We start from the raw sequence: 24,492 nt of genomic DNA, 5'->3' as shown, positions 1-24,492 counted from the left end.
CCGGCACTCCGGCACCTGCCGCGCCCGCGCCGGCGCCCGCTTCGGGCGGCGCCGCGCAGATTCCCAGCAAGTAAATCCAGTCACTTGTATGCAGTCGTTATCGGAAACGGCCGCATTTCAGGGTAAACTCTAAAGCTGTCCGGAAAGCCAAACCCCTCATCTGGGTCCTCATGCCATCCGGGCACGCATAAACCGCCGTCGTGGTGAAATTGGTAGACACGCTATCTTGAGGGGGTAGTGGCGAAAGCTGTGCGAGTTCGAGTCTCGCCGACGGCACCAAATCTCACCGGCAGGGAGCCATTTCCTGCCGGTGGCAAGCGGTAAAGAAATCCCCGATGAGCCTCGAAACCTATCTCCCCGTCCTCTTGTTCATCCTGGTCGGTGTCGGTGTAGGTGTCGCGCCACAGGTCATCGGCTTCTTCCTGGGCCCCAATCGCCCGGACGAGAAGAAAAACTCTCCCTACGAGTGCGGCTTCGAGGCCTTTGAAGATGCTCGAATGAAGTTCGATGTGCGCTACTACCTGGTGGCCATCCTCTTCATCCTGTTCGACCTCGAAATCGCATTTCTCTTTCCTTGGGCCATTGCGCTCAAGGAGGTCGGTGCTGCCGGTTTCTGGGCCATGATGATCTTCCTGGCCATCCTCGTCGTGGGTTTTGCCTACGAGTGGAAAAAAGGCGCGCTCGACTGGGAATGACGAGGAAAGCGAACCATGGCCATTGAAGGCGTCCTGAAAGAAGGCTTTGTCACCACCACCTACGACACGGTGGTGAACTGGGCCAAGACCGGCTCCCTGTGGCCGATGACATTCGGCCTCGCATGCTGCGCCGTCGAGATGATGCATGCGGGCGCCGCCCGCTACGACATCGACCGCTTCGGCATGCTGTTCCGCCCCAGCCCCCGCCAGTCCGACCTGATGATCGTGGCCGGCACGCTGTGCAACAAGATGGCGCCGGCGCTGCGCAAGGTCTACGACCAGATGCCCGAGCCGCGCTGGGTGCTGTCGATGGGCTCGTGCGCCAACGGCGGCGGCTACTACCACTACAGCTATTCGGTCGTGCGCGGCTGCGATCGCATCGTGCCCGTCGATGTCTACGTTCCCGGCTGCCCGCCCACCGCGGAAGCTCTGCTGTACGGAATCATCCAGCTGCAGCAGAAGATCCGCCGCACCAACACCATTGCGCGCGCCTGAGGACTGAAGACAAGACGATGACCGATATCGCCATTTCTCCCGAAGCCCTGCAGGCCACCATCACCGAGGCGCTCGGCGCCAAGGCAAAGAGCGTGACCGTCGCCCTGGGTGAAGTCAACGTGGTGGTGGGTGCTGCCGACTACCTCGAGGCTGCGCAGATCCTGCGCGATGCGCCGGGCTGCCGCTTCGAGCAGCTCATCGACCTGTGCGGCGTCGACTACCAGGACTATCGCGACGGCGAATGGGAAGGCGAGCGCTTCTGCGTCGTCAGTCACCTGCTGTCGGTCAGCCTCAACCAGCGCGTGCGCCTGAAGGTGTTTGCGCCCAACGAAGACCTGCCGGTGGTCGACTCGGTCACCTCCGTCTGGAATGCCGCCGAGTGGTTCGAGCGCGAAGCCTTCGACCTGTACGGCATCGTGTTCGAAGGCCATGACGACCTGCGCCGCATCCTGACCGACTACGGCTTCATCGGCCATCCGTTCCGCAAGGACTTCCCGGTCTCGGGCCATGTGGAAATGCGCTACGACCCCGAGCAAAAGCGCGTCATCTACCAGCCGGTGACGATCGAGCCGCGCGAAATCACCCCGCGCGTGATCCGCGAAGACAACTACGGCGGCGGCCTGCGCCACTGACCCGAGCTGCGACCCCATGGCTGAAATCAAGAACTACACACTCAACTTCGGTCCCCAGCACCCCGCAGCGCACGGCGTGCTGCGCCTGGTGCTGGAGCTCGACGGCGAAGTCATCCAGCGCGCCGACCCGCACATCGGCCTGCTGCACCGTGCCACTGAGAAGCTGGCCGAGACGCGCACCTTCATCCAGTCGCTGCCCTACATGGACCGTCTCGACTACGTGTCGATGATGAGCAACGAGCATGCGTACTGCCTGGCCATCGAGAAGATGCTCGGCCTTCAGGTTCCGCTGCGTGCCCAGTACATCCGCGTCATGTTCGCGGAAATCACGCGCCTCTTGAACCACCTGCTGTGGCTGGGCGCGCACGGCCTGGATTGCGGTGCGATGAACATGCTCATCTACTGCTTCCGCGAGCGCGAGGACCTGTTCGACATGTATGAAGCGGTGTCGGGTGCGCGCATGCACGCGGCCTACTTCCGCCCGGGCGGCGTGTACCGCGACCTGCCGGACGCCATGCCGCAGTACAAGGTCAGCAAGATCAAGAACGCCAAGGCGATCGAGAAGCTCAACGAAGACCGCCAGGGCTCGCTGCTGGATTTCATCGACGCTTTCTGCAAGCGCTTCCCCGGTTTTGTCGACGAGTACGAGACGCTGCTCACCGACAACCGCATCTGGAAGCAGCGCACCGTGGGCATTGGCGTGGTCTCGCCCGAGCGTGCGCTCAACCTGGGCTTCACCGGCCCGATGCTGCGCGGCTCCGGCGTCGAATGGGACCTGCGCAAGAAGCAGCCCTACGACGTGTACGACCGCATGGAATTCGACATTCCGGTGGGCAAGACCGGCGACTGCTACGACCGCTACCTGGTGCGCGTGGAAGAAATGCGCCAGGCCAACCGCATCATCCAGCAATGCTCGGCCTGGCTGCGCGCCAACCCCGGCCCGGTCATCACCGACAACCACAAGGTGGCGGCGCCTTCGCGTGAGTCGATGAAGTCGAACATGGAAGAGCTGATCCACCACTTCAAGCTCTTCACCGAAGGCTTCCACGTCCCCGAGGGCGAGGCCTACGCGGGTGTCGAGCATCCCAAGGGCGAGTTCGGCATCTACCTGATGAGCGACGGCGCCAACAAGCCGTACCGCCTGAAGATCCGCGCGCCCGGCTTCCCCCACCTGGCCGCCCTGGACGAAATGGCCACCGGCCACATGATCGCCGACGCCGTGGCCGTGATCGGCACGATGGACATCGTGTTCGGCGAGATCGATCGATGAGTGATCACAAGATGACTACCGACAACCAAGGTGCTTGCGCGCCCTTGTCCGCCGCGACGCTGGAGCGCTTTGCCCGCGAAGTGGCCAAGTACCCCGAAGCCGGCAAGCAGTCGGCCGTGATGGCGTGCCTCGCCATCGTGCAGCAGGAAGAGGGCTCCGTGAGCCTGCAGCGCGAGCGCGAGATCGCCGCCTACCTGGGCATGGCGCCCATCGCCGTGCACGAGGTCACGACCTTCTACAACATGTACAACCAGCGGCCGGTGGGCAAGTTCAAGCTCAACGTCTGCACCAACCTGCCGTGCCAGCTGCGCGACGGCCAGCATGCGCTGCACCACCTCGAGAAGAAGCTGGGCATCCACATGGGCGAGACCACGGCCGACGGCCTGTTCACCCTGCAGCAGAGCGAATGCCTGGGCGCCTGCGCCGATTCGCCGGTGATGCTGGTCAACGACCGCACCATGTGCAGCTTCATGAGCGACGACAAGCTCGACCAGCTGGTCGACGGCCTGCGCGCCAGCGCGGAAGGGAAGGCATGAGCATGAATGCAGCTCAAGTTCTGGCCCAGTTCCAGGCCACCGGCGTCCAGACCTGCTTCCACAACCGCCACATCGAGCCGCAGATCTATGCGGGCCTGGACGGCACGAACTGGCGCCTGAAGGACTACGAGGCGCGCGGCGGCTACAAGGCCCTGCGCAAGATCCTCACCGAAGGACTCACGCCCGACCAGGTGATCGCGGAAGTGAAGGGTTCGGGCCTGCGCGGCCGCGGCGGCGCGGGCTTTCCCACCGGCCTCAAGTGGAGCTTCATGCCCCGCCAGTTCCCGGGCCAGAAGTACCTGGTGTGCAACTCCGACGAGGGCGAGCCGGGCACCTGCAAGGACCGCGACATCCTTATGTACAACCCGCACATCGTCATCGAAGGCATGGCGATCGCGGCGTATGCCATGGGCATCAGCGTCGGCTACAACTACATCCACGGCGAGATCTTCCAGGTCTACGAGCGCTTTGAAGAAGCGCTGGAAGAAGCCCGCGCCGCCGGCTACCTCGGCGACAAGATCATGGGCAGCGGCTACAACTTTCAGCTGCATGCGGCGCACGGCTTCGGCGCCTACATCTGCGGCGAGGAAACCGCGCTGCTCGAATCGCTGGAAGGCAAGAAGGGCCAGCCGCGCTTCAAGCCGCCGTTCCCGGCCAGCTTCGGCCTGTACGGCAAGCCCACCACCATCAACAACACCGAGACCTTCGCGGCGGTGCCCTGGATCATCAACAACGGTGGCCAGGCCTACCTCGAGTGCGGCAAGCCGAACAACGGCGGCACCAAGATCTACTCGGTGAGCGGCGACGTCGAGCTGCCCGGCAACTACGAAGTGCCCATGGGCACGCCGTTCTCCAAGCTGCTCGAGCTGGCTGGCGGCGTGCGCAAGGGCCGCCAGCTCAAGGCGGTGATTCCGGGTGGTTCGTCCGCGCCGGTGCTGCCGGCCGACATCATGATGGCGTGCACGATGGACTACGACTCCATCGCCAAGGCCGGCTCCATGCTGGGCTCGGGCGCCGTCATCGTCATGGACGACAGCCGTTCCATGGTGGAGGCGCTCAAGCGCCTGTCGTACTTCTACATGCACGAGTCCTGCGGCCAGTGCACGCCCTGCCGCGAAGGCACGGGCTGGCTGTGGCGCCTGGTCGACCGCATCGACCGCGGCGAGGGCAAGGCCTCCGACATGGCGCTGCTGGACTCGGTGGCGAGCGACATCATGGGCCGCACCATCTGCGCCCTGGGCGACGCGGCGGCCATGCCGGTGCGCGCCATGATCAAACACTTCCGGCACGAGTTCGAGGCAAAGATCCCCGGCTACGTCCCCAAGGCGCCGGCCCAGGCCTGACGCCCGAGAACGGCGAAGAACATATGGTTGAAATCGAACTCGACGGCAAGAAGGTTGAAATCGCCGAAGGCAGCATGGTCATGCATGCGGCCGACAAGGCGGGCACCTACATTCCGCATTTCTGCTATCACAAGAAGCTGTCCATCGCGGCCAACTGCCGCATGTGCCTGGTCGACATCGAGAAGGCGCCCAAGGCCATGCCGGCCTGCGCCACGCCGGTGACGCAGGGCATGATCGTGCGCACCAAGAGCGACAAGGCGATCAAGGCCCAGCAGTCGGTGATGGAGTTCCTGCTCATCAATCACCCGCTCGATTGCCCCATCTGCGATCAGGGCGGCGAATGCCAGCTGCAGGACCTGGCCGTGGGCTACGGCGGCTCCGCCTCGCGCTACGACGAGGAAAAGCGCGTGGTCTTCCACAAGGACGTGGGCCCGCTCATCAGCATGGAAGAGATGAGCCGCTGCATCCACTGCACCCGCTGCGTGCGCTTCGGCCAGGAAGTGGCCGGCGTGATGGAGCTGGGCATGTCCAACCGCGGCGAGCACTCCGAAATCGAGACCTTCGTGGGCGAATCGGTGGACTCCGAGCTGTCGGGCAACATGATCGACATCTGCCCGGTGGGCGCGCTCACCAGCAAGCCCTTCCGCTACAGCGCCCGCACCTGGGAGCTGTCGCGCCGCAAGTCGGTCAGCCCGCATGATTCCACCGGCGCCAACCTGATCGTCCAGGTCAAGTCCGGCAAGGTGATGCGCGTCGTGCCCTTCGAGAACGAAGAGGTCAACGAGTGCTGGATCGCCGACCGCGACCGCTTCTCGTACGAGGCGCTGAACGGCCCCGAGCGCCTGACCCAGCCCATGCTCAAGCAGGGCGGCCAGTGGCAGCAGGTCGACTGGCAGACGGCCCTCGAGTACGTGGCCAACGGCCTCAAGCAGATCAAGGCCGACCACGGCGCCGACAAGATCGGCACGCTGGCCAGCCCGCACAGCACGCTGGAAGAGCTGTTCCTGGCCGCGCAACTCACGCGCGCCCTGGGCAGCGACAACATCGACCACCGCCTGCGCCGCGCCGCGTTCGACGCCACGCCGGGCGTGCGCTGGCTGGGCACGTCGATCGCCTCGCTGTCGACGCTGCAGCGCGTGCTGGTCGTGGGCTCCAACCTGCGCAAGGACCATCCGCTGTTCGCCCAGCGCATCCGCCAGGCGGTGCGCAAGGGTGGGGCGCTGAACGCCATCACCTCGCAAGCCCTGTTCGCCGACGCCGACGCCTGGGCCATTCCGGTGGCCAACGCCGCCGTGGCGCAGGCCGACCAGTGGGTTTCGCTGCTGGCTGGCGTGGCTGCGGCCATCGCGCAGGACAAGGGCGTTGCCGCGCCCGTGAACGGCGCGCAGGCTGACGACACCGCCAAGGCCATCGCTGCCTCGCTCGCAGGCGGCGAGCGCAAGGCCATCCTGCTGGGCAATGCCGCCGCGCACCATGCGCAGGCCGAGCAGCTGCTTTCACTGGCCAACTGGATCGGCGCCCAGACCGGCGCCACCGTGGGCTACCTCACCGAAGCCGCCAACACCGTGGGCGCGCAATGGGTGGGCGCGCAGCCGCAAAAGGGCGGCGCCAACGCTGCCCAGATGCTGGCCGGCGGCCTGAAGGCCGTGCTGCTGCTCAACAACGAGCCGGTGTTCGATTCGGCCGCGGGCGCCGCCGCTGCGCAGGCGCTGGGCCAGGCCGAGATGGTCGTGACCCTGAGCCCCTTCAAGGCCAACCTCGAATTCAGCGACGTGCTGCTGCCGATCGCCCCGTTTACCGAAACGCCGGGCACCTTCGTCAATGCCGAAGGCCGGGTGCAGAGCTTCCACGCCGTGGTCAAGCCGCTGGGCGAAGCCCGTCCGGCATGGAAGGTGCTGCGCGTGCTGGCCAACCTGCTGGGCCTGCAAGGCTTCACGTACGAATCCACCGCGGACGTGCTGGCGGCTGCCGGCGTGTCCGGCAACGTGCCGGCCGACAAGCTGAGCAACGAGGCCGTGGCCAACGCTGCACAGGCCGCGCAAGGCGAGCCGGTGGTGGCGAGCATCTACCAGCTCGATTCCATCGTGCGCCGCGCGCCGTCGCTCCAACTCACCGCAGACGCGCGCCGCGCGCCTGAGGTCGCCAGCCGCGAGGAGGCCCTGGCATGATCGACGCGATCTACGGCTTCGGCCTCGGCCTCGGTTCCGCCGGCTGGTGGACGGGCATCATCTGGCCGGTCATCTGGAACCTGCTCAAGATCGTGGTGGTGCTGGTGCCGCTGCTGCTGGCAGTGGCCTACCTCACGCTCTGGGAGCGCAAGGCGATCGGTTTCACGCAGATCCGCCTGGGACCCAACCGCATCGGCCCGCTGGGCCTGCTGCAGCCCATTGCCGACGCGCTGAAGCTCCTCACCAAGGAAATCATCGCGCCGACGGTGGCCAACAAAGGCCTGTTCTTCCTCGGCCCGATCATGACCATCATGCCGGCGCTGGCTGCATGGGCCGTCATTCCCTTCGGTCCCGACGTGGCGCTGGCCAACATCAATGCCGGCCTGCTGTTCGTGATGGCCATCACCTCGCTCGAGGTGTACGGCGTGATCATCGCCGGCTGGGCGTCGAACTCGAAGTACGCCTTCCTGGGCGCGCTGCGCGCCTCGGCGCAGATGGTGAGCTATGAAATCGCGATGGGCTTCTGCTTCGTCGTGGTGCTCATGGTCTCGGCCAGCCTGAACATGAGCGACATCGTCGCCGGGCAGGGCAAGGGCCACTTCGCTTCCATGGGCGTGGGCTTCCTGTCCTGGAACTGGCTGTCGCTGCTGCCGATCTTCGTCGTCTACTTCATCTCCGGCCTGGCCGAGACGAACCGCCACCCCTTCGACGTGGTGGAAGGCGAATCGGAAATCGTCGCCGGTCACATGATCGAGTACTCGGGCATGAGCTTCGCCATGTTCTTCCTGGCCGAGTACGCCAACATGTGGCTGGTCTCGATCCTGTGCGTGATCCTGTTCCTGGGCGGCTGGCTGCCCCCCTTTGAGTTCCTGTCCTTCATTCCGGGCTGGATCTGGCTGGGCGCCAAGACCTTCTGCGTGGTCACCATGTTCCTGTGGGTGCGCTCGACCTTCCCGCGCTTCCGCTACGACCAGATCATGCGTCTGGGCTGGAAGATCTTCATCCCCGTCACCCTGGTGTGGCTGGTGGTGGTCGGCGCCTGGATGCAGACGCCTTTCAACATCTGGAAATAACTGGAAATCGCCATGTCTGCGAACTCCACGCTCGCCCCCGCGCCGTTCTCGCTGAAGGACTTCCTGTCCAGCTTCATGCTGGTGGAACTCTTCAAGGGCCTTGCCGTCACCGGCAAGTACGCCTTCTCGCGCAAGATCACGGTGCAGTTCCCCGAAGAAAAGACGCCGCTGTCGCCGCGCTTCCGTGGCCTGCACGCCCTGCGCCGCTACGACAACGGCGAAGAGCGCTGCATTGCCTGCAAGCTGTGCGAAGCGGTGTGCCCGGCACTGGCCATCACCATCGAGTCCGACGTGCGTGACGACGGCTCGCGCCGCACCACGCGCTACGACATCGACCTGACCAAATGCATCTTCTGCGGCTTCTGCGAAGAAAGCTGCCCGGTCGACTCGATCGTCGAGACGCACATCTTCGAATACCACGGTGAGAAGCGGGGCGACCTGTACTTCACCAAGGACATGCTGCTCGCCGTGGGCGACCGCTACGAAAAAGAAATCGCCGCCAACAAGGCGGCCGATGCCAAGTACCGCTGAGCGGACTGGTCCGATCACAAAAACGATTTCGACCCATGGACGTCAAGACCGGTCTGTTCTACCTCTTTGCCGTGGTGCTGCTGTTTGCGGCATTCCGCGTCATCACCGCGCGCAACCCCGTCTACTCGGCCCTCTATCTGGTGCTGACTTTCTTCCAGGCCGCGGCCATCTGGCTGCTGCTGCGTGCCGAGTTCCTGGCCATTGCGCTGGTGCTGGTCTATGTCGGCGCCGTGATGGTGCTGTTCCTGTTCGTCGTGATGATGCTGGACATCGACGTCGACAGCATCCGGCAGGGCTTCTGGAAGCACTTCCCGCTCGCCGCGGGCATCGGTGCGCTCATCGCGCTCGAAATGGCGGCCGTGCTCATGGGCGGTTTCCGCATGGAAGGCGCGCCGCGCGGCGCGGCACTGGCCGCGGCGCCGGGCACGTCCAACACGCTGGAGCTGGGCAAGCTGCTCTATAGCGAATACCTGTACCCGGTGCAGATCGCCGCGGTGATCCTGCTGGTGGCCATCATCGCCGCCATTGCGCTCACGCTGCGCAAGCGCAAGGACAGCAAGTCCATCGATCCGGCCGACGCCGTGCGCGTGAAGGCGCGCGACCGCGTGCGCATCGTCACGATGCCGGCCACCCGTGCTGCCGAGCCAGTGGCCGCGCAAACGCCTGCAGACGCACAAACGGGAGCCAAGGCATGACACTGTCGCTCGGACACTTCCTCTCGCTGGGCGCGATCCTGTTCGCGCTGTCGGTGATCGGCATCTTCCTCAACCGCAAGAACCTGATCATCCTGCTGATGGCCATCGAGCTGATGCTGCTGGCCGTCAACATGAACTTCGTCGCCTTCTCCTATTACCTGGGCGACATGCACGGTCAGATCTTCGTGTTCTTCATCCTGACGGTGGCCGCGGCCGAGTCGGCCATCGGGCTGGCGCTGCTGGTGCTGCTGTTCCGCAACAAGTCGAACATCAACGTCGACGAGCTGAACGCGCTCAAGGGCTGATGGGCTGAAGGACAAAAAGAAATGAGCGCATCCCTTTCCGCATCCACGCTGCTGGCGGTACCGCTGGCGCCCCTGGCCGGCTCCATCATTGCCGGCATCTTCGGTACCAAGTTCGGCGGCAACCTGCTGGGCCGCAAGGCTTCGCACTCGATCACCATCCTGGGCGTGTTCATCGCCTTCATCATCTCGGCGATGACGCTCAAGAGCGTGGCGCTGGACGGCGCCCGCTTCGAGGGCACCATCTACGAATGGATGGTGGTCGGCGGCCTGAAGATGGAAGTCGGCTTCCTCATCGATGGCCTCACGGCCATGATGATGTGCGTCGTCACCTTCGTCTCGCTCATGGTGCACATCTACACCATCGGCTACATGGAGGAAGACGAGGGCTACAACCGCTTCTTCGCCTACATCTCGCTGTTCACCTTCTCCATGCTGATGCTCGTGATGAGCAACAACATGCTGCAGCTGTTCTTCGGCTGGGAAGCGGTGGGCCTGGTGTCCTACCTGCTGATCGGCTTCTGGTACAACAAGCCGACCGCCATCTTCGCCAACATGAAGGCCTTCCTGGTCAACCGCGTGGGCGACTTCGGCTTCATCCTGGGCATCGGACTGGTGGCGGCCTACGCCAACACGCTCAACTACGGCGAAGTCTTCGGCAAGGCCGGCGAGCTGGCGCAGATCGGCTTCCCGGGCACCGAGTGGATGCTGATCACCGTGATCTGCATTTGCCTCTTCATCGGCGCCATGGGCAAGAGCGCGCAGTTCCCGCTGCATGTGTGGCTGCCCGACTCGATGGAAGGCCCAACCCCCATTTCCGCGCTGATCCACGCCGCCACCATGGTGACGGCCGGCATCTTCATGGTGGCGCGCATGTCGCCGCTGTATGAGCTGTCGGACACGGCGCTGTCCTTCGTGCTGGTCATCGGCGCGATCACGGCCCTGTTCATGGGCTTCCTGGGCATCATCCAGAACGACATCAAGCGCGTGGTGGCCTACTCCACGCTCTCGCAGCTGGGCTACATGACGGTGGCGCTGGGCGCCTCGGCCTACTCGGTGGCGGTGTTCCACCTGATGACGCATGCCTTCTTCAAGGCGCTGCTGTTCCTGGGGGCCGGCTCGGTCATCATCGGCATGCACCACAACCAGGACATCCGCTGGATGGGCGGCGTGCGCAAGTACATGCCCATCACCTGGATCACCTCCCTGGTGGGCTCGCTGGCCCTGATCGGCACGCCCTGGTTCTCGGGCTTCTACTCGAAGGACAGCATCATCGAGGCGGTGCACGAGAGCCACCTGTGGGGGGCGAACTTCGCCTACTTCGCGGTGATCGCCGGCGTGTTCGTCACCGCCTTCTACTCGTTCCGCATGTACTTCCTGGTCTTCCACGGCAAGGAACGCTACGACCAGAACCCCGATGCGCATCACCACGATGCGCATGACGAGCCCGACCACGGCCACCACGACGACCATTCGACGCCGCACGAGTCGCCCTGGGTGGTGTGGCTGCCGCTGGTGCTGCTGGCCATCCCCTCGGTGGTGATCGGCTACCTGGCCATCGACGCCATGCTGTACGGCGAGTTCTTCAAGGATTCGATCTTCGTGGACGCTGCGCGCCACCACGCCATGAAGGAAATGGAAGAAGCCTTCCACGGCCCGATGGCCATGGCCCTGCACGGCTTCACCGCCTTGCCCTTCTGGCTGGCGCTGGCCGGCGTGGTGCTGTCCTGGTACATGTACCTGGTCAATCCGGCCGTGCCGGCCGCCATCAAGCGTGCCTGCGGCCCGATCTACCGCCTGCTCGAGAACAAGTACTACATGGACTGGTTCAACGAGAACGTCATCGCCCGTGCCACGCGCGCTCTGGGCACCGGCCTGTGGAAGGGCGGCGACCAGGGCCTGATCGACGGCGCCATCGTCAACGGCTCGTGGAAGGTCATCGGCCGCATCTCCGGCGCGGTGCGCTGGGTGCAGTCGGGCTACATCTATCACTACGCATTTGCCATGCTGCTCGGCGTGTTCGTGTTGATGTCCTACTTCGTGTGGTTCAAGCGATAAGCGGCGGGCAGGAGAAAAACTAAAATGGGTTTGCTGAGTCTTGCCATCTGGCTGCCGATCGCGTTCGGCGCCGTCCTGCTGGCCTTCGGTCGTGACGACCAGGCGCGCCTCGTGCGCTGGATCGCCCTCATCGGCGCGATCCTGAGCTTCGTGGTCACCATTCCGCTCTACACGGACTTCCAACTGGGCACCGCGGCGATGCAGTTCGCCGAGAAGGCGCCCTGGATCGAGCGCTTCAACATCAACTACCACGTGGGCGTGGATGGCCTGTCGCTGTGGTTCGTGCTGCTGACGGCCTTCATCACGGTGGTGGTCGTCATCTCCGCCTGGGAAGTGATCACCGAGCGCGTCAACCAGTACATGGGTGCGTTCCTGATCCTGTCGGGCCTGATGATCGGCGTGTTCGCCGCGCTCGACGGCGTGCTGTTCTACGTCTTCTTCGAAGCCACGCTGATTCCGATGTACCTCATCATCGGCATCTGGGGAGGCCCGAACAAGATCTACGCCGCGTTCAAGTTCTTCCTGTACACGCTGCTGGGCTCGCTGCTGCTGCTGGTGGCGCTGGTCTACCTGTACAACGCGTCGGGCGGCAGCTTCGACATCCTGACCTGGCACCAGCTCAAGCTGAACGGCCATGTGCAGACGCTGATCTTCTTCGCGCTGTTCGCCGCCTTCGCGGTGAAGGTGCCGATGTGGCCGGTGCACACCTGGCTGCCCGACGTGCACGTGGAGGCGCCCACCGGCGGCTCCGCCGTGCTGGCAGCCATCATGCTGAAGCTGGGTGCCTACGGTTTCCTGCGCTTCTCGATGCCGATCGCGCCCGACGCGGCGCACGAGTGGGCCTGGTTCATGATCGCGCTGTCGCTCATCGCCGTGATCTACGTGGGCCTGGTGGCACTGGTGCAGAAGGACATGAAGAAGCTGGTGGCCTACTCCTCGGTCGCGCACATGGGCTTCGTCACGCTGGGCTTCTTCATCTTCAACGAACTGGGCGTGTCCGGTGGCATCGTGCAGATGATTGCCCACGGCTTCGTCTCGGGCGCCATGTTCCTTTGCATCGGCGTGCTGTACGACCGCGTGCATTCGCGCCAGATCGCCGACTACGGCGGCGTGGTCAACACCATGCCCAAGTTCGCCGCCTTCGCGCTGCTGTTCGCCATGGCCAACTGCGGCCTGCCGGCCACCGCCGGGTTCGTGGGCGAGTGGATGGTGATCCTGGGCGCCGTCAAGGCCAACTTCTGGATCGGCCTGGGCGCAGCCACCGCGCTGATCTTCGGCGCGGCCTACACCCTGTGGATGTACAAGCGCGTCTACCTCGGGGAGCCGGCCAATGACCATGTGAAGGAACTGGCGGACATCAATGGCCGCGAATTCCTGATGCTGGCACTGCTGGCGATTCCCGTCCTGTGGATGGGCATCGATCCGAAGCCCTTCACCGATGTGATGGACGCTTCGGTGACCGAGCTGCTGCGCCACGTGGCGATCTCCAAGCTGCCCTGATCAAGAGAACGAGATGATTGACAAACTCAGCTGGATTTCCATCTACCCGGAGATCGTCCTCCTGGTGATGGCCTGCATCATCGCGCTGGTCGACCTGTCGTCGAACGACCCGCGCCGCACCCGCACCTATGTGCTGACGCTGCTGTCGCTGGCCGTGGTGGCCTATCTCACCGGCGCCAGCGCCGCGGCCGGCCAGACCGTCTACGGCTTCGGCGGCATGGTGGTGAGCGACCCCATGGGCAACTGGCTCAAGTGCTTTGCCACCATCGCGCTGATGGTCACGCTGGTCTACGGCCGCCCCTACGCGGCCGAGCGCGACATGCTCCGTGGTGGCGAAATGTTCACCCTGAGCATGCTGTCCCTCTTGGGCATGTTCGTGATGATCTCCGGCAGCAACTTCCTGCTGATCTACCTGGGCCTCGAACTGCTCACGCTCTCCAGCTATGCCCTGGTGGCGCTGCGCCGCGACAACGCGGTGGCCAGCGAGGCGGCCATGAAGTACTTCGTGCTGGGCGCGCTGGCCAGCGGCTTCCTGCTGTACGGCCTGTCGATGATCTACGGCGCCACCGGCTCCCTGGACGTCAACGAGGTCTTCAAGATCATCGGCAGCGGCGGCGTGAAGCACCAGGTGCTGGTGTTCGGCCTGGTGTTCATCGTGGCCGGCCTGGCCTTCAAGGTGGGTGCGGCGCCCTTCCACATGTGGGTGCCCGACGTCTACCAGGGTGCACCGACGGCCATCACGCTGCTGATTGGCGCCGCACCCGAACTGGCTGCCTTCGCCATCATCATCCGCCTGCTGGTGGAAGGCCTGCTGCCGCTGGCTTTCGACTGGCAGCAGATGCTCATCGTGCTGGCGGTGGGGTCGCTGCTCATCGGCAACCTGGCCGCCATCGCGCAGACCAACCTCAAGCGCATGCTGGCCTACTCGACCATCTCGCAGATGGGCTTCATGCTGCTGGGCCTGGTGGCTGGCGTGGTCAACGACAACACCTACAACGCGCAGTACGCCTACAGCGCCGCCATGTTCTACGTCATCACCTACGTGCTGACCACGCTGGCGAGCTTCGGCATCATCCTGCTGCTGGCGCGCGAAGGCTTCGAGAGCGAAGAGATCACCGATCTCGCCGGCCTGAACCAGCGCAGCCCGCTGTACGCCGGCATCATGGCCATCGCCATGTTCTCGCTGGCCGGCCTGCCGCCGCTGGTGGGCTTCTATGCCAAGCTGGTGGTGCTGCAAGCGCTGATCGCGTCGGGGCAGGCGCTGTACATCGGCCTGGCCGTGTTCGCCGTGATGGCGTCGCTGGTCGGTGCCTTCTACTACCTGCGCATCGTGAAGGTCATGTACTTCGACGAGCCGGTCACCGCCAGCACCGTCTCGGCGCCGCGCGACGTGCGGGCCGTTCTTTCGGTCAACGGTGCGCTGATCCTGATCCTGGGTATCGTGCCCGGCGGCCTGATGGCGCTGTGCGCCAAGGCCATCGTGGCGACCCTCGCCAGCTGAGGCTGGCGCGCGCGTGTCGCAGAGCGCGTCGGTCTGGCTGGTGCTCGTGGCCGCCCTGGTGGCGGCCAACCTGCCTTTTCTGAACGAGCGCCTGTTCGGCTTCATCCAGCTGCGCTCGGGCCGCAAGCTCCTTGCGGTGCGCCTGGCCGAGCTGGTTGTGCTGTACTTCCTGGTGGGCGCTCTGGGCCTGCTGTTCGAGCGCCGCGTCGGGCAGATCGCGCCGCAAGGCTGGGAGTTCTATGCCGTCTCGGCCTCGCTGTTCCTGGTGCTGGCCTTTCCGGGCTTCACCTGGCGCTATCTGATCAAACACCACCGGAGCTGATGCCATGAAGGACGACGAACACCTGAGAGAAGAGCGCATCGACGGCACGGTGCTGTTCAAGGGCAACTTCCTCGAGGCGCGTCGCGACACCGTCCGCTTGCCGGACGGCCATACCGCCACGCGCGAATACGTGGTGCATCCTGGCGCCGTGGTGGTGGTTCCCATGCTGGACGATGGGCGCGTGGTGCTCGAGCGGCAGTTCCGCTATCCGGTGGGCTTGGTCATGGTCGAGTTTCCGGCCGGCAAGCTGGATGCGGGCGAAGATCCACTTGTTTGCGGCCAGCGCGAACTGCTGGAGGAAACCGGCTACAGCGCCCGCGAATGGGCGCGTGCCGGTGCCATGCACCTGGCCATCGGCTATTCCACGGAAATCATCCACATCTATTTCGCGCGCGGCCTGACGCTGGGCGAGCGGCAGCTGGACCACGGCGAATTCGTCGACGTGATCAGCGCCGGCACCGACGAGCTGCTGCGCTTGTGCGGCGACGGAACGGTCACCGACGCCAAGACGCTGGCGTGCGCGCTCTGGCTGCGCAACGTCGTGTCGGGCGAATGGTCACTCGACTGGCAGCCTATGCCTGGCGTTGCGCAAACGAGATAATCCGCCGCATGAAGGTCCTCAACCTCCAGTGCTCGCACGGCCACGGATTCGAAGGCTGGTTTGCGTCGAACGAAGCGTTCGAGACGCAGCTGGCCGGCGGCCTCGTGGAGTGTCCGATGTGCGGCGGCAAGGAGGTCACCAAGATGCTGAGCGCGCCGCGCCTGAATCTTGGCGCCGGCAAGGAGGCGCCTGCGCCGGAGCAGGCGCAGCAGCAGGACCGGCACGACGCTGCGCAGCAACATGGCCGCTGGCTGCGTGCGGTGCGCGAGCTCATGGCCAGCACCGAAGACGTCGGCGACCGCTTCGCCGACGAGGCACGCAAGATCCACTACGGCGAAGTCAAGGAGCGCGGCATCCGCGGCCAGGCAACGCGCGAAGAAAGCGCGGCGCTCGCGGAAGAGGGCATTGCCGTGATGCAGGTTGCCTTGCCCGCCGCCTTGAAGGAAACGCTGCAGTAGCAATTGCAGCGCAGCCGCGGGCGCAAGGCCCGCGCGCCGGTATCGAATCCGGCTACCGGCCGGCCCTGTTCGGGCTACCGGCATTCAATTCCGCCACTTCCTGCTGTTCGCCGAAGCACCATCGCTTCGCCTTGAGCAGCGCATGTGTGCGTGCATATCTCAGGCGCATTTCTCCTCCGAATCTTGCAAAGGAAAGCCGCCATGAAGAAAGCCCTCTCGAACAGCATCCTGGCCTTGGCCCTGAGTTGCGGTGCCGTCCTCGCGCCGGTCGCGGCGCAGGCGCAAAGCGATGCGTCGCTCGCCGTCTCGGCATTGCCGGTGGCCTCGGTCGTGCTCAGCGCCGCCGCGGTCGGCACCGCTGCCAGCGCGGCCGTCGCCGTACCGGCGGCGCTGTCGGTGGCAGGCAGCCAGCTGGTCATCAAGAGCGTGCAGGCATCTGCAGACGCGGTGGTCTATGTGATGGAGCGGGTGTCCGACGGTGCGCAGGCGAGCGTGCGGGTGTCGCTCGGCGCCGGCCGCTACTCGATCCGGCAGGTCGACACGGCGGTGAGCGTGGTCGTCATCGCCACCGGCGTGATGCTGGTGGCCACGGGCGAGGTGCTGGCCTTCATTCCCAACGAAGCGGGGCGGGCGCTTCTGCACAGTGCCAAGCTGCCGGGTTGAGGCGATGCGCATGTCTCGACTGTCACCCCTGTTCGCCTCGGGCTGCCTTGCGCTGGTGCTCGCTTTGCACCATGCGCCGGCAGCGGCAGGACGGTCCTGCGAATCGAAGGCACTGACCGCGCAGGACTTCGGCCTGGGCATGCAGCTGGCGCAACGCACGGCGCAGGCGCTCGACGGCAGCGGTGCCCAGGTGGTGATCCTGGCACGCGCCGGGCAGGATCTGCAGAAGTACGGGCTGCGCTATTCGCACCTGGGCATGGCCTACAGGGACGAGGCGGGTGCGTGGCGCGTCGTGCACAAGCTCAACCAGTGCGGCACCGCACGCGCCAGCATCTACAGCCAGGGCCTGGGCGAATTCTTCCTCGACGACCTGTGGCGCTACGAGGCGGCCTACGCCGTGCCCACGCCCGAAGCCCAGGCCCGGCTGCTGGGCGTGTTGAAGGGCCCGCGTGCCCAGCTGCTGCGGCTGAACGAGCCGGCCTACAGCGTGGTGTCGTATGCGTGGGGCCAAAAGTACCAGCAGTCCAACCAGTGGGTCATCGAGACCCTGGCGCTGGCCATGGAGCCGTCGGGCGTGAGCGAGCGCGGCCGGGCGCAGGCATGGCTGCAGTTCAAGGGCTACGAGCCCAGCACGATCACGCTGGGGCCGCTGACGCGCCTGGGTGGCCGCATCACGGCTGCCAACGTCGCCTTCGACGACCACCCCAACGAGAAGCGCTTTTCGGATCGCATCGAGACCGTGACCGTCGATTCGGTCTTCGCCTGGCTCAGCCGCAGCGGGATGGCGGCGAAGCCCGTTTCGCTGAAGCTGTAAGGGGCTGAGGCTCGGCCTACGCGGTGAACTGCAGCGCCGCCAGCCGCGCGTACACGCCGCCTTGCGCCACCAGCGTGGCGTGGGTGCCTTGCTCGACGATGCCGCCATGGTCGAGCACGACGATCCGGTCGGCCTTTTGCACCGTCGCCAGGCGGTGCGCAATGACCAGCGTGGTGCGGTTTTCCATGGCACTGTCCAATGCCGCCTGCACCATGCGCTCGCTCTGCGCATCCAGCGCACTGGTGGCCTCGTCCAGCAGCAGCAGCGGGGCGTTCTTCAGGATGGCGCGGGCAATGGCGATGCGCTGGCGCTGGCCGCCGGACAGGCGTACCCCGCGCTCGCCCAGGAAGGTGTCGTAGCCCTCGGGCAGGGCGCTGATGAAGTCGTCGGCAAAGGCAGCGCGGGCGGCTTCGCGCACGGCCTCCTCGCTGGCGCCGGGGCTGCCGTAGCGGATGTTCTCCAGCGCGCTGGCCGAGAAGATCACCGCATCCTGCGGCACCAGGCCGATGTGTCCGCGCAGTTCATCGAGAGCCAGCTGGTCGATCGGCACGCCGTCGACCAGGATGCGGCCCTGCTGCGGGTCGTAGTAGCGCAGCAGAAGTTGCAGCACGGTGCTCTTGCCTGCGCCGCTGGAGCCCACCAGCGCCACCGTTTCCCCGGGCCTGACGTCCAGGCTGAAGTCGCGCAGCGCGGGCGTGTCGGGCCGCGACGGATAGTGAAAGCGCACGGCCTCGAAGCGCAGCGAGCTGCCGTCCTTGGCCTGCGGCAGCCGTTGCGGCGCCTGGGGTGCGCGGATGTCCGATTGCGCATTGAGCAGCTCCATCAGCCGCTCGGTGGCGCCGGCCGCACGCAGCAGGTCGCCGTACACCTCGCCCAGCACAGCGGCCGCGCTGGCCAGGATGATCACGTACACCACTGTCTGGCCCAGGTGCCCCGCGCTGATGTCGCCGCGCAGCACCGCCTGCGTGCCTTCGTACAGCCCCCACAGGAGCGAGGCCGAGGTGGCGATGATGATGAAGGCCACCAGCACCGAGCGCGCCTTGGTGCGGCGCACGGCGGTGCGGAAGGCGTTGTCGGTGGAGGCGTGGAAGCGCTGCGCTTCGCGCTCCTCGGCGGTGTAGCTCTGCACGACCGGGATGGCGTTGAGCACCTCGGCGGCGATGGCGCTCGCATCGGCCACGCGGTCCTGGCTGGCGCGCGAAAGGCGGCGCACCCGGCGGCCGAACCACATGCTGGGCAGCACGATCAGCACGAGGATCAGCAGCACCTGCGTCATCACGTAGGGATTGGTCCAGACCAGCATCGCCAGCGCGCCGATGCCCATCACCGCGTTGCGCAGGCCCATGCTCAGCGATGAGCCAACCACCGTTTGCACGAGCGTCGTATCGCCGGTGATGCGCGACAGCACTTCGCCCGTCTGCGTGGTTTCGAAGAAGGCCGGGCTCTGTCGCAGCACGTGCGCGTAGACGGCGTTGCGAAGGTCGGCCGTGACGCGCTCGCCCAGCCAGCTCACGGTGAAGAAGCGCGCGGCCGAGAACAGCCCGAGAGCAACGGCCACGCCGAACAGGGCCAGGAAATGGTCGCGCAGGCCCATGGCCTGCTCGCCTGGGTCGCTGGCGACCAGCCCGCCGTCGATCAGCTTGCGCAGGGCGATGGGAAAGAGCAGGGTCGTGACCGCGGCCAGCACCAGGAAGACCCCGGCCAGGAGGATTTGAAGGCGATAGGGGCGCAGAAAAGGCGCCAGGCCGGACAGGGAGCGGGGCGCGCCCTTGGCCGGCGAGCGGGAGTCGTCGGAAGCCATTGCCCCTCGATTCTATCGAACGCTTGTCTGTACAAAGGAAGCCTTGACAATAATTGCTTGGGCAATTAATATTTGCCCATGCCTGATGGGAAAAACCCCAAGCCTTCGATCAAGCCGGCCGATTTCTATCGTGCGGAGACCTACCACACGGACGAAAGCGTCGGCTTCATGATGAAGCGCATCCTGGCGTCGATCAGCCAGTCGATGGAAGGGCGCCTGTGCGAGCCCGGCAGCCCCACCTTTCCGCAATGGATCCCGCTGGCCAAGCTGCGCATGGGCACCGCCACCACGGTGGCCGAGCTCGCGCGCGAATGCCAGCTCGACACCGGCGCCATGACGCGACTGCTGGACCGCCTCGAGGCCAAGGGCCTGGTGCGCCGCGTGCGTTCGCAGTCCGACCGCCGCGTGGTCAACATCGAACTCACCGATGAAGGGCGCATCGCTGCCCGGGACGTGCCGCAGCACCTGGCGGCCGTGCAGAACGAATACCTGTCGGGCTTCACGCAAGAGGAATGGGAGCAGCTCAAGAGCTTCCTGCGCCGCATCCTCGACAACGCACAACTCATCTCTGCCCGTGGAGAAACGAAGAATGACAACCCCGGCACGCCCTGATGAACGCCCGCGCATGGCGCGTGGCGCAGTGGCCCTGGCCGCATCGCTCGCATTGGCCGTGCTGGCCGGATGCGCGGACATGTCCGGCATCAAGACCGGCGACGCGAAGATGCGCGACGCGCAATCGCTCGGCCTCGGCACCCAGCAGTCTGGCGAGCAGGCGGTGCGCATCGCCGACATCGACCACAACGGCATCGACACCGACTGGTGGCTCGCCTTCGGCGACCCGCAACTCAACGCCCTGATCGACCAGGCGCTCAAGGGCAGCCCCAACCTCGGCGTGGCCCGTGCCCGCGTGGCCAAGGCACTGTCGACGGTGGCGGTGGCGCGGTCGGCCGACCTGCCGCAGGTGGGCGCCGGCCTGGACCTCACGCGCCAGCGCTTCAGCGAGAACTTCATCTATCCGCCGCCGCTGGGCGGCTCCACCGTCAATACCGGCGTGCTGCAGCTCAGCGGCAGCTGGGAGCTGGACTTCTTCGGCAAGAACAAGAGCGCCGTCGAAGCCGCCGTCGGCAGCGCCAATGCCACGGTCGCCGACGCCGAAGCGGCGCGCATCCTCCTGACCACCCGCGTGGCCAGCGCCTACATCCAGTGGGCGCGCCTCGAAGGGCTGCAGGCCGTGGCGCAGCGCACGCTGGCCCAGCGCGAGGAAACCCTCAAGCTGGTGCACGACCGTGTCTCCGCCGGCCTGGATACGCGACTCGAGTTGCGCCAGAGCGAATCCGGCATTCCGGAGGCACGCCAGCGCATGGAGCTGCTCACCGAGCAGATCGCGCTGAACAAGCATGCGCTCGATGCGCTGGTGGGGCAGCCCGGCACCACCGACAAGCTCAAGGCGCCCGCACTGGAAAACTTCAAGACGGTGGCGCTGCCTGCGCACATTCCGGCCGACCTGCTGGGCCAGCGGCCCGACGTGGTCGCCGCGCGCTGGCGCGTCGAAGCGGCCACGCAGGACGTGGCACATGCCAAGAGCCTGTTCTATCCCAACATCGACCTGGTCGCCTCGGTCGGCTACCAGAGCCTGGGCCTGGATGAACTGCTCAAGCCCGGCAGCCGCCTGTGGAGCTTCGGCCCGGCGGTGCGCCTGCCGATCTTCCAGGGCGGCCAGCTGCGCGCCAACCTCAAGGGCAAGAACGCCGATCTGGATGCCGCCATCGAGAGCTACAACGCAACGGTGCTCGACGCCGTGCGCGACGTGTCGGACCAGGTGAGTTCGATCCAGTCGGTGGCGCGCCAGCAGGTGCAGCAGCGGGCCGGGCAAGAGGCGGCCGAAGGCGCCTACGACATCGCGGTGCAGCGCTACCGCGCCGGCCTGGGCACGTACCTGAACGTGCTCACCGCAGAAAACAACGTGCTGCTGCAGCGCCGCGACGCGGTGGACCTGGCATCACGCGCACTCGAAACCCAAGTCGGCCTCGCCCATGCCTTGGGCGGCGGCTATCAGGCGCCCGACCAGACGGCGGCGCTTTCGGGCAAGGAAAGAAGCACAACACCATGAGCGAGCAAAACACCCCGGCGCCCGGCGGCGCCTCCCAAGTTTCCCCCAGCGCTGCCCCGGCGGGCGGCAACGACAAGCGCCGCAAGGCCCTGACCGCACTGGCCACCGTGGTCGTGCTGGCTGGCGCTGGCTGGGGTGCCTACGAATGGCTCGTGGCCAGCCACTACGAGTCGACCGACAACGCCTACGTGCAGGGCAACGTGATCCAGATCACGCCGCAGATCGCCGGCACCGTGATGTCCATCGGCGCCGATGACACCGACTACGTGAAGGCGGGCCAGTCGCTGGTCAAGCTCGACCCGGCCGATGCCCGCGTTGCGCTGGAGCAGGCCGAGGCCGCGCTGGCGCAGTCGGTGCGCCAGGTGCGCACGCTGTATGTCAACAACGGCTCGCTGGCCGCGCAGGTCACGCTGCGCGAGTCCGACATCGTCAAGGCCAAGGCGGACATCGCCCGCGCCGAGGACGACCTTCAGCGCCGCAAGGCCCTGTCGGGCAACGGCGCCGTGTCGAAGGAAGAACTCAGCCACGCCGAGACGGCGTTGTCGAATGCCAAGAGCGCACTCTCGGCCGCGCAGGCTGGCGTGAACGCCGCGCGCGAACAGCTGGCCAGCAACCAGTCGCTCACCGAAGGCACCACCGTCGATCAGCACCCGAGCGTGCTGGCCGCCGCCGCCAAGGTCCGCGAGGCCTACCTGGCCACCCAGCGCGTGGACATTCCCGCGCCGGTGGACGGCTACGTGGCCAAGCGCACCGTGCAGCTGGGCCAGCGCGTGGCCGCCGGCACGCCGATGATGTCGGTGGTGCCGCTCAAGCAGGTGTGGGTCGATGCCAACTTCAAGGAAGTGCAGCTGCGCAAGATCCGCCTGGGCCAGCCGGTGAAGCTCACGGCCGACGTCTACGGCACCAAGGTCGAGTACACCGGCAAGGTGGAGGGCCTGGGCGTGGGCACCGGCGCCGCCTTCGCCTTGCTGCCGGCGCAGAACGCCACCGGCAACTGGATCAAGGTGGTGCAGCGCGTGCCGGTACGCATCGCGCTGGACGCGGACCAGCTCAAGACCAACCCGCTGCGCGTGGGCCTGTCGATGGACGCCGTGGTCGACGTGTCGAACCAGGACGGCAAGATGCTGGCCGACGCGCCGCGCGCTGCCGCGCTGGCGCAGACGCATGTCTATGCCGAGCTCGACCAGGGCGCCAACGCCGAGGTGCAACGCATCATCGCGGCCAACCTGGGCCGCGGCGCTGCCGATGGCGCGCAGGCCAGGCAGGGCGCGCCGGCTGCCGCGCGCAACGGCCATCACACGCCGGTCTCGCACGTCAATCCTTCCTGATCTTCCGGGCGTTTTCCTGAATGTCGTCTCAACAGGCGCAAATCCCGCTGCCGCCGCTTGAAGGTGCGGCACGCCTCTGGGGCACGGTGGCACTGTCCGCCGCGACCTTCATGAACGTGCTCGACTCGTCGATCGCGAACGTGTCGCTGCCGGCCATTGCCGGCGACCTGGGCGTGAGCGCGACGCAGGGCACCTGGGTCATCACCAGCTTCGCGGTGGCCAACGCCATCGCGGTGCCGCTGACCGGCTTCCTGACGCAGCGCTTCGGGCAGGTGCGCCTGTTCATGGCCAGCATCCTGCTGTTCGTGATCAGCTCCTGGCTGTGCGGCCTGGCGCCCAACATGGAGATGCTGATCGCCTTCCGCGCGCTGCAGGGCTTCGTGGCCGGGCCGATGATCCCGATGTCGCAGACGCTGCTGCTGTCGAGCTACCCGCGCGCCAAGGCGGGCCTGGCGATGGCGCTGTGGTCCATGACCACGCTGGTGGCGCCGGTGATGGGGCCGCTTTTGGGTGGCTGGATCACCGACAACATCTCCTGGCCCTGGATCTTCTACATCAACATCCCGGTGGGCATCGTCGCGGCGATCATCACCTGGGGCATCTACCGCCACCGTGAAAGCGCGGTGCGCAAGGTGCCCATCGACGCCATCGGCCTGGCGCTGCTGGTGCTGTGGGTGGGCTCGCTGCAGCTCATGCTCGACAAGGGCAAGGAGCTCGACTGGTTCCACTCGGCGCAGATCGTGCTGCTGGCCGTGACGGCGGTGGTGGGCTTCGCCTTCTTCCTGGTGTGGGAGCTGACCGAGAAGCATCCGGTGGTCGACCTGTCGCTGTTCAAGCGGCGCAACTTCTGGACCGGCGCGGTCGCCACGGCCGTGGCCTACGGCCTGTTCTTTGGCAACGTCGTGCTGCTGCCGCTGTGGCTGCAGCAGTTCATGGGCTACACCGCCACGCAGGCCGGCATGGCCATGGCGCCGGTGGGCCTGCTGGCCATCGTGCTGTCGCCGGCGGTGGGCATCACGGTGGGCAGGGTGGACGCGCGCCGCTATGCCACCTTCTCGTTCCTGGTGTTTGCGCTGGTGCTGTGGATGCGCTCGAACTTCAACACCCAGGCCGACTTCATGACCATCATGATCCCGACGGTGATCCAGGGCATCGCGATGGCCTTCTTCTTCATCCCGCTGGTGACCATCACGCTGTCGGGCCTCACGCCCGACCGCATTCCGGCGGCCTCGGGCCTGTCGAACTTCCTGCGCATCACCGGCGGCGCCATCGGCACCTCCGTCACCACCACCTTGTGGGAGAACCGCGCCACCTTGCACCACGCGCAACTGGTGGAAGCGGTGAACCACGGCAGCAGCGCCACCGCCAGCGCGATGTCGGGCCTGGGCGCGAGCGGCTTCAGCCCGGAGCAGGTGCTCGCGCAGATCAACCGGCTGGTGGATCAGCAGGCCTTCATGCTGGCCACCTCCGACATCTTCTATGCGTCGGCGGTGCTGTTCATCATGCTCATACCTCTGGTGTGGTTATCGCGCCCGCAGCGCGGCGCGGGCGGCTCGGACGCCGCAGCCGGCGCCCACTGACGGCCATCGGTCGCAC

At 66.0% G+C, this 24,492-nt stretch carries 24 protein-coding genes and 1 tRNA gene; 24 read left to right on the top strand and 1 reads right to left on the bottom strand.

The window, feature by feature from the left end; translation table 11 throughout:
- Positions 1–194 precede the first annotated feature (194 nt).
- The 20 genes from VSO01S_RS20005 (at position 195) to VSO01S_RS19910 (ending at position 17,657) form a co-directional block, all read left to right on the top strand.
- Positions 195–279: transfer RNA gene (locus tag VSO01S_RS20005), tRNA-Leu, on the top strand.
- Between the two features lie 56 nt (positions 280–335).
- Entirely contained in the window at positions 336–695 is a 360-nt protein-coding gene (locus VSO01S_RS20000; protein ID WP_068644563.1) for an NADH-quinone oxidoreductase subunit A, read from the top strand.
- Between the two features lie 15 nt (positions 696–710).
- Positions 711–1,190: a NuoB/complex I 20 kDa subunit family protein gene (locus VSO01S_RS19995; protein WP_068644562.1), complete on the top strand. Its 480-nt coding sequence runs from the start codon at positions 711–713 to the stop codon at positions 1,188–1,190.
- Between the two features lie 17 nt (positions 1,191–1,207).
- Positions 1,208–1,822 (top strand): NADH-quinone oxidoreductase subunit C, encoded by a 615-nt coding sequence (locus tag VSO01S_RS19990; protein ID WP_068644561.1) that lies wholly within the window; start codon positions 1,208–1,210, stop codon positions 1,820–1,822.
- 16 nt (positions 1,823–1,838) lie between these two features.
- Positions 1,839–3,092: an NADH-quinone oxidoreductase subunit D gene (locus VSO01S_RS19985; protein WP_068644560.1), complete on the top strand. Its 1,254-nt coding sequence runs from the start codon at positions 1,839–1,841 to the stop codon at positions 3,090–3,092.
- Positions 3,093–3,103: 11 nt separating this feature from the next.
- Positions 3,104–3,628 (top strand): NADH-quinone oxidoreductase subunit NuoE family protein, encoded by a 525-nt coding sequence (locus VSO01S_RS19980; protein WP_068644559.1) that lies wholly within the window; start codon positions 3,104–3,106, stop codon positions 3,626–3,628.
- Positions 3,629–3,630: 2 nt separating this feature from the next.
- Entirely contained in the window at positions 3,631–4,971 is a 1,341-nt protein-coding gene (gene nuoF / locus VSO01S_RS19975) for an NADH-quinone oxidoreductase subunit NuoF (RefSeq protein ID WP_068644558.1), read from the top strand.
- Positions 4,972–4,994: 23 nt separating this feature from the next.
- Complete coding sequence (gene nuoG, locus VSO01S_RS19970) at positions 4,995–7,139, top strand: NADH-quinone oxidoreductase subunit NuoG (RefSeq protein ID WP_068644557.1); 2,145 nt, start codon at positions 4,995–4,997, stop codon at positions 7,137–7,139.
- Positions 7,136–8,212: an NADH-quinone oxidoreductase subunit NuoH gene (gene nuoH, locus VSO01S_RS19965; RefSeq protein WP_068644556.1), complete on the top strand. Its 1,077-nt coding sequence runs from the start codon at positions 7,136–7,138 to the stop codon at positions 8,210–8,212. The genes nuoG and nuoH overlap by 4 nt, the downstream gene beginning before the upstream one ends.
- A gap of 12 nt (positions 8,213–8,224) precedes the next feature.
- A complete protein-coding gene (nuoI, locus tag VSO01S_RS19960; protein ID WP_068644555.1) occupies positions 8,225–8,743 on the top strand; it encodes an NADH-quinone oxidoreductase subunit NuoI in 519 nt (172 codons plus the stop codon).
- A gap of 35 nt (positions 8,744–8,778) precedes the next feature.
- A complete protein-coding gene (locus tag VSO01S_RS19955) occupies positions 8,779–9,438 on the top strand; it encodes an NADH-quinone oxidoreductase subunit J (RefSeq protein ID WP_068644554.1) in 660 nt (219 codons plus the stop codon).
- On the top strand, positions 9,435–9,743 hold the full coding sequence (gene nuoK, locus VSO01S_RS19950) for an NADH-quinone oxidoreductase subunit NuoK (RefSeq protein ID WP_068644553.1): 309 nt from the start codon (positions 9,435–9,437) through the stop codon (positions 9,741–9,743). Before VSO01S_RS19955 ends, nuoK begins: the two co-directional genes overlap by 4 nt.
- Positions 9,744–9,764: 21 nt before the next feature.
- A complete protein-coding gene (gene nuoL, locus VSO01S_RS19945; protein ID WP_068644552.1) occupies positions 9,765–11,798 on the top strand; it encodes an NADH-quinone oxidoreductase subunit L in 2,034 nt (677 codons plus the stop codon).
- Positions 11,799–11,822: 24 nt separating this feature from the next.
- Positions 11,823–13,298 carry an NADH-quinone oxidoreductase subunit M gene (locus VSO01S_RS19940; RefSeq protein ID WP_068644551.1) on the top strand — a complete coding sequence of 492 codons (1,476 nt, stop codon included), beginning with the start codon at positions 11,823–11,825 and terminating at the stop codon, positions 13,296–13,298.
- Between the two features lie 13 nt (positions 13,299–13,311).
- Positions 13,312–14,799, top strand: coding sequence for an NADH-quinone oxidoreductase subunit NuoN (nuoN, locus tag VSO01S_RS19935; protein ID WP_068644550.1), 1,488 nt, complete (start codon positions 13,312–13,314; stop codon positions 14,797–14,799).
- A gap of 13 nt (positions 14,800–14,812) precedes the next feature.
- Positions 14,813–15,121 carry a DUF2818 family protein gene (locus tag VSO01S_RS19930; protein ID WP_068644549.1) on the top strand — a complete coding sequence of 103 codons (309 nt, stop codon included), beginning with the start codon at positions 14,813–14,815 and terminating at the stop codon, positions 15,119–15,121.
- 4 nt (positions 15,122–15,125) lie between these two features.
- A complete protein-coding gene (locus VSO01S_RS19925; protein WP_068644548.1) occupies positions 15,126–15,722 on the top strand; it encodes an NUDIX domain-containing protein in 597 nt (198 codons plus the stop codon).
- Positions 15,723–15,730: 8 nt separating this feature from the next.
- Entirely contained in the window at positions 15,731–16,180 is a 450-nt protein-coding gene (locus VSO01S_RS19920; RefSeq protein WP_068644547.1) for a DUF1178 family protein, read from the top strand.
- 201 nt (positions 16,181–16,381) lie between these two features.
- The gene (locus VSO01S_RS19915) at positions 16,382–16,843 is read left to right on the top strand and encodes a hypothetical protein (protein ID WP_153305331.1); all 462 of its coding nucleotides are present in this window, start codon (positions 16,382–16,384) and stop codon (positions 16,841–16,843) included.
- A gap of 10 nt (positions 16,844–16,853) precedes the next feature.
- Positions 16,854–17,657, top strand: a complete 804-nt coding sequence (locus VSO01S_RS19910) for a DUF2145 domain-containing protein (protein WP_068644546.1) — start codon at positions 16,854–16,856, stop codon at positions 17,655–17,657.
- 16 nt (positions 17,658–17,673) lie between these two features.
- On the opposite strand, the gene VSO01S_RS19905 is transcribed toward VSO01S_RS19910, so the two are convergent.
- The gene (locus tag VSO01S_RS19905; protein WP_068644545.1) at positions 17,674–19,458 is read right to left on the bottom strand and encodes an ABC transporter transmembrane domain-containing protein; all 1,785 of its coding nucleotides are present in this window, start codon (positions 19,456–19,458) and stop codon (positions 17,674–17,676) included.
- Between the two features lie 78 nt (positions 19,459–19,536).
- Here VSO01S_RS19905 and VSO01S_RS19900 point away from each other — a divergent pair, with 78 nt between their 5' ends.
- Genes VSO01S_RS19900 through VSO01S_RS19885 form a run of 4 tightly spaced genes read left to right on the top strand, consistent with a single transcriptional unit; the run spans position 19,537 to position 24,476 of the window.
- On the top strand, positions 19,537–20,070 hold the full coding sequence (locus tag VSO01S_RS19900) for a MarR family winged helix-turn-helix transcriptional regulator (RefSeq protein WP_068644564.1): 534 nt from the start codon (positions 19,537–19,539) through the stop codon (positions 20,068–20,070).
- A gap of 13 nt (positions 20,071–20,083) precedes the next feature.
- On the top strand, positions 20,084–21,568 hold the full coding sequence (locus tag VSO01S_RS19895; protein WP_084241990.1) for an efflux transporter outer membrane subunit: 1,485 nt from the start codon (positions 20,084–20,086) through the stop codon (positions 21,566–21,568).
- Positions 21,565–22,896, top strand: a complete 1,332-nt coding sequence (locus VSO01S_RS19890) for an HlyD family secretion protein (protein WP_068644543.1) — start codon at positions 21,565–21,567, stop codon at positions 22,894–22,896. The genes VSO01S_RS19895 and VSO01S_RS19890 overlap by 4 nt, the downstream gene beginning before the upstream one ends.
- A gap of 20 nt (positions 22,897–22,916) precedes the next feature.
- On the top strand, positions 22,917–24,476 hold the full coding sequence (locus tag VSO01S_RS19885) for a DHA2 family efflux MFS transporter permease subunit (RefSeq protein ID WP_068644542.1): 1,560 nt from the start codon (positions 22,917–22,919) through the stop codon (positions 24,474–24,476).
- The last annotated feature ends 16 nt before the right edge of the window (positions 24,477–24,492 follow it).

The organism is Variovorax soli NBRC 106424 (genome assembly GCF_001591385.1).
Taxonomy (GTDB): Bacteria; Pseudomonadota; Gammaproteobacteria; order Burkholderiales; family Burkholderiaceae_C; genus Variovorax; species Variovorax soli.
Note: the sequence above shows the minus strand (reverse complement) of the source record. Positions and strands in the feature narration are given on the sequence as shown.

What these genes read in the sequence shown, in the direction of transcription:
- nuoK (WP_068644553.1), top strand. Translation starts at nt 9,435, where the DNA reads ATGACACTGTCGCTCGGACACTTCCTCTCGCTGGGCGCGATCCTGTTC.
- VSO01S_RS19890 (WP_068644543.1), top strand. Translation starts at nt 21,565, where the DNA reads ATGAGCGAGCAAAACACCCCGGCGCCCGGCGGCGCCTCCCAAGTTTCC.
- VSO01S_RS19905 (WP_068644545.1), bottom strand. Translation starts at nt 19,458, where the DNA reads ATGGCTTCCGACGACTCCCGCTCGCCGGCCAAGGGCGCGCCCCGCTCC.
- VSO01S_RS19895 (WP_084241990.1), top strand. Translation starts at nt 20,084, where the DNA reads ATGGCGCGTGGCGCAGTGGCCCTGGCCGCATCGCTCGCATTGGCCGTG.
- nuoF (WP_068644558.1), top strand. Translation starts at nt 3,631, where the DNA reads ATGAATGCAGCTCAAGTTCTGGCCCAGTTCCAGGCCACCGGCGTCCAG.
- VSO01S_RS19910 (WP_068644546.1), top strand. Translation starts at nt 16,854, where the DNA reads ATGTCTCGACTGTCACCCCTGTTCGCCTCGGGCTGCCTTGCGCTGGTG.
- nuoI (WP_068644555.1), top strand. Translation starts at nt 8,225, where the DNA reads ATGTCTGCGAACTCCACGCTCGCCCCCGCGCCGTTCTCGCTGAAGGAC.
- VSO01S_RS19940 (WP_068644551.1), top strand. Translation starts at nt 11,823, where the DNA reads ATGGGTTTGCTGAGTCTTGCCATCTGGCTGCCGATCGCGTTCGGCGCC.
- VSO01S_RS19990 (WP_068644561.1), top strand. Translation starts at nt 1,208, where the DNA reads ATGACCGATATCGCCATTTCTCCCGAAGCCCTGCAGGCCACCATCACC.
- VSO01S_RS19955 (WP_068644554.1), top strand. Translation starts at nt 8,779, where the DNA reads ATGGACGTCAAGACCGGTCTGTTCTACCTCTTTGCCGTGGTGCTGCTG.
- nuoH (WP_068644556.1), top strand. Translation starts at nt 7,136, where the DNA reads ATGATCGACGCGATCTACGGCTTCGGCCTCGGCCTCGGTTCCGCCGGC.
- VSO01S_RS20000 (WP_068644563.1), top strand. Translation starts at nt 336, where the DNA reads ATGAGCCTCGAAACCTATCTCCCCGTCCTCTTGTTCATCCTGGTCGGT.
- VSO01S_RS19915 (WP_153305331.1), top strand. Translation starts at nt 16,382, where the DNA reads ATGAAGAAAGCCCTCTCGAACAGCATCCTGGCCTTGGCCCTGAGTTGC.
- VSO01S_RS19925 (WP_068644548.1), top strand. Translation starts at nt 15,126, where the DNA reads ATGAAGGACGACGAACACCTGAGAGAAGAGCGCATCGACGGCACGGTG.
- nuoG (WP_068644557.1), top strand. Translation starts at nt 4,995, where the DNA reads ATGGTTGAAATCGAACTCGACGGCAAGAAGGTTGAAATCGCCGAAGGC.
- VSO01S_RS19920 (WP_068644547.1), top strand. Translation starts at nt 15,731, where the DNA reads ATGAAGGTCCTCAACCTCCAGTGCTCGCACGGCCACGGATTCGAAGGC.
- VSO01S_RS19900 (WP_068644564.1), top strand. Translation starts at nt 19,537, where the DNA reads ATGCCTGATGGGAAAAACCCCAAGCCTTCGATCAAGCCGGCCGATTTC.
- VSO01S_RS19995 (WP_068644562.1), top strand. Translation starts at nt 711, where the DNA reads ATGGCCATTGAAGGCGTCCTGAAAGAAGGCTTTGTCACCACCACCTAC.
- VSO01S_RS19985 (WP_068644560.1), top strand. Translation starts at nt 1,839, where the DNA reads ATGGCTGAAATCAAGAACTACACACTCAACTTCGGTCCCCAGCACCCC.
- VSO01S_RS19980 (WP_068644559.1), top strand. Translation starts at nt 3,104, where the DNA reads ATGACTACCGACAACCAAGGTGCTTGCGCGCCCTTGTCCGCCGCGACG.
- VSO01S_RS19885 (WP_068644542.1), top strand. Translation starts at nt 22,917, where the DNA reads ATGTCGTCTCAACAGGCGCAAATCCCGCTGCCGCCGCTTGAAGGTGCG.
- nuoN (WP_068644550.1), top strand. Translation starts at nt 13,312, where the DNA reads ATGATTGACAAACTCAGCTGGATTTCCATCTACCCGGAGATCGTCCTC.
- nuoL (WP_068644552.1), top strand. Translation starts at nt 9,765, where the DNA reads ATGAGCGCATCCCTTTCCGCATCCACGCTGCTGGCGGTACCGCTGGCG.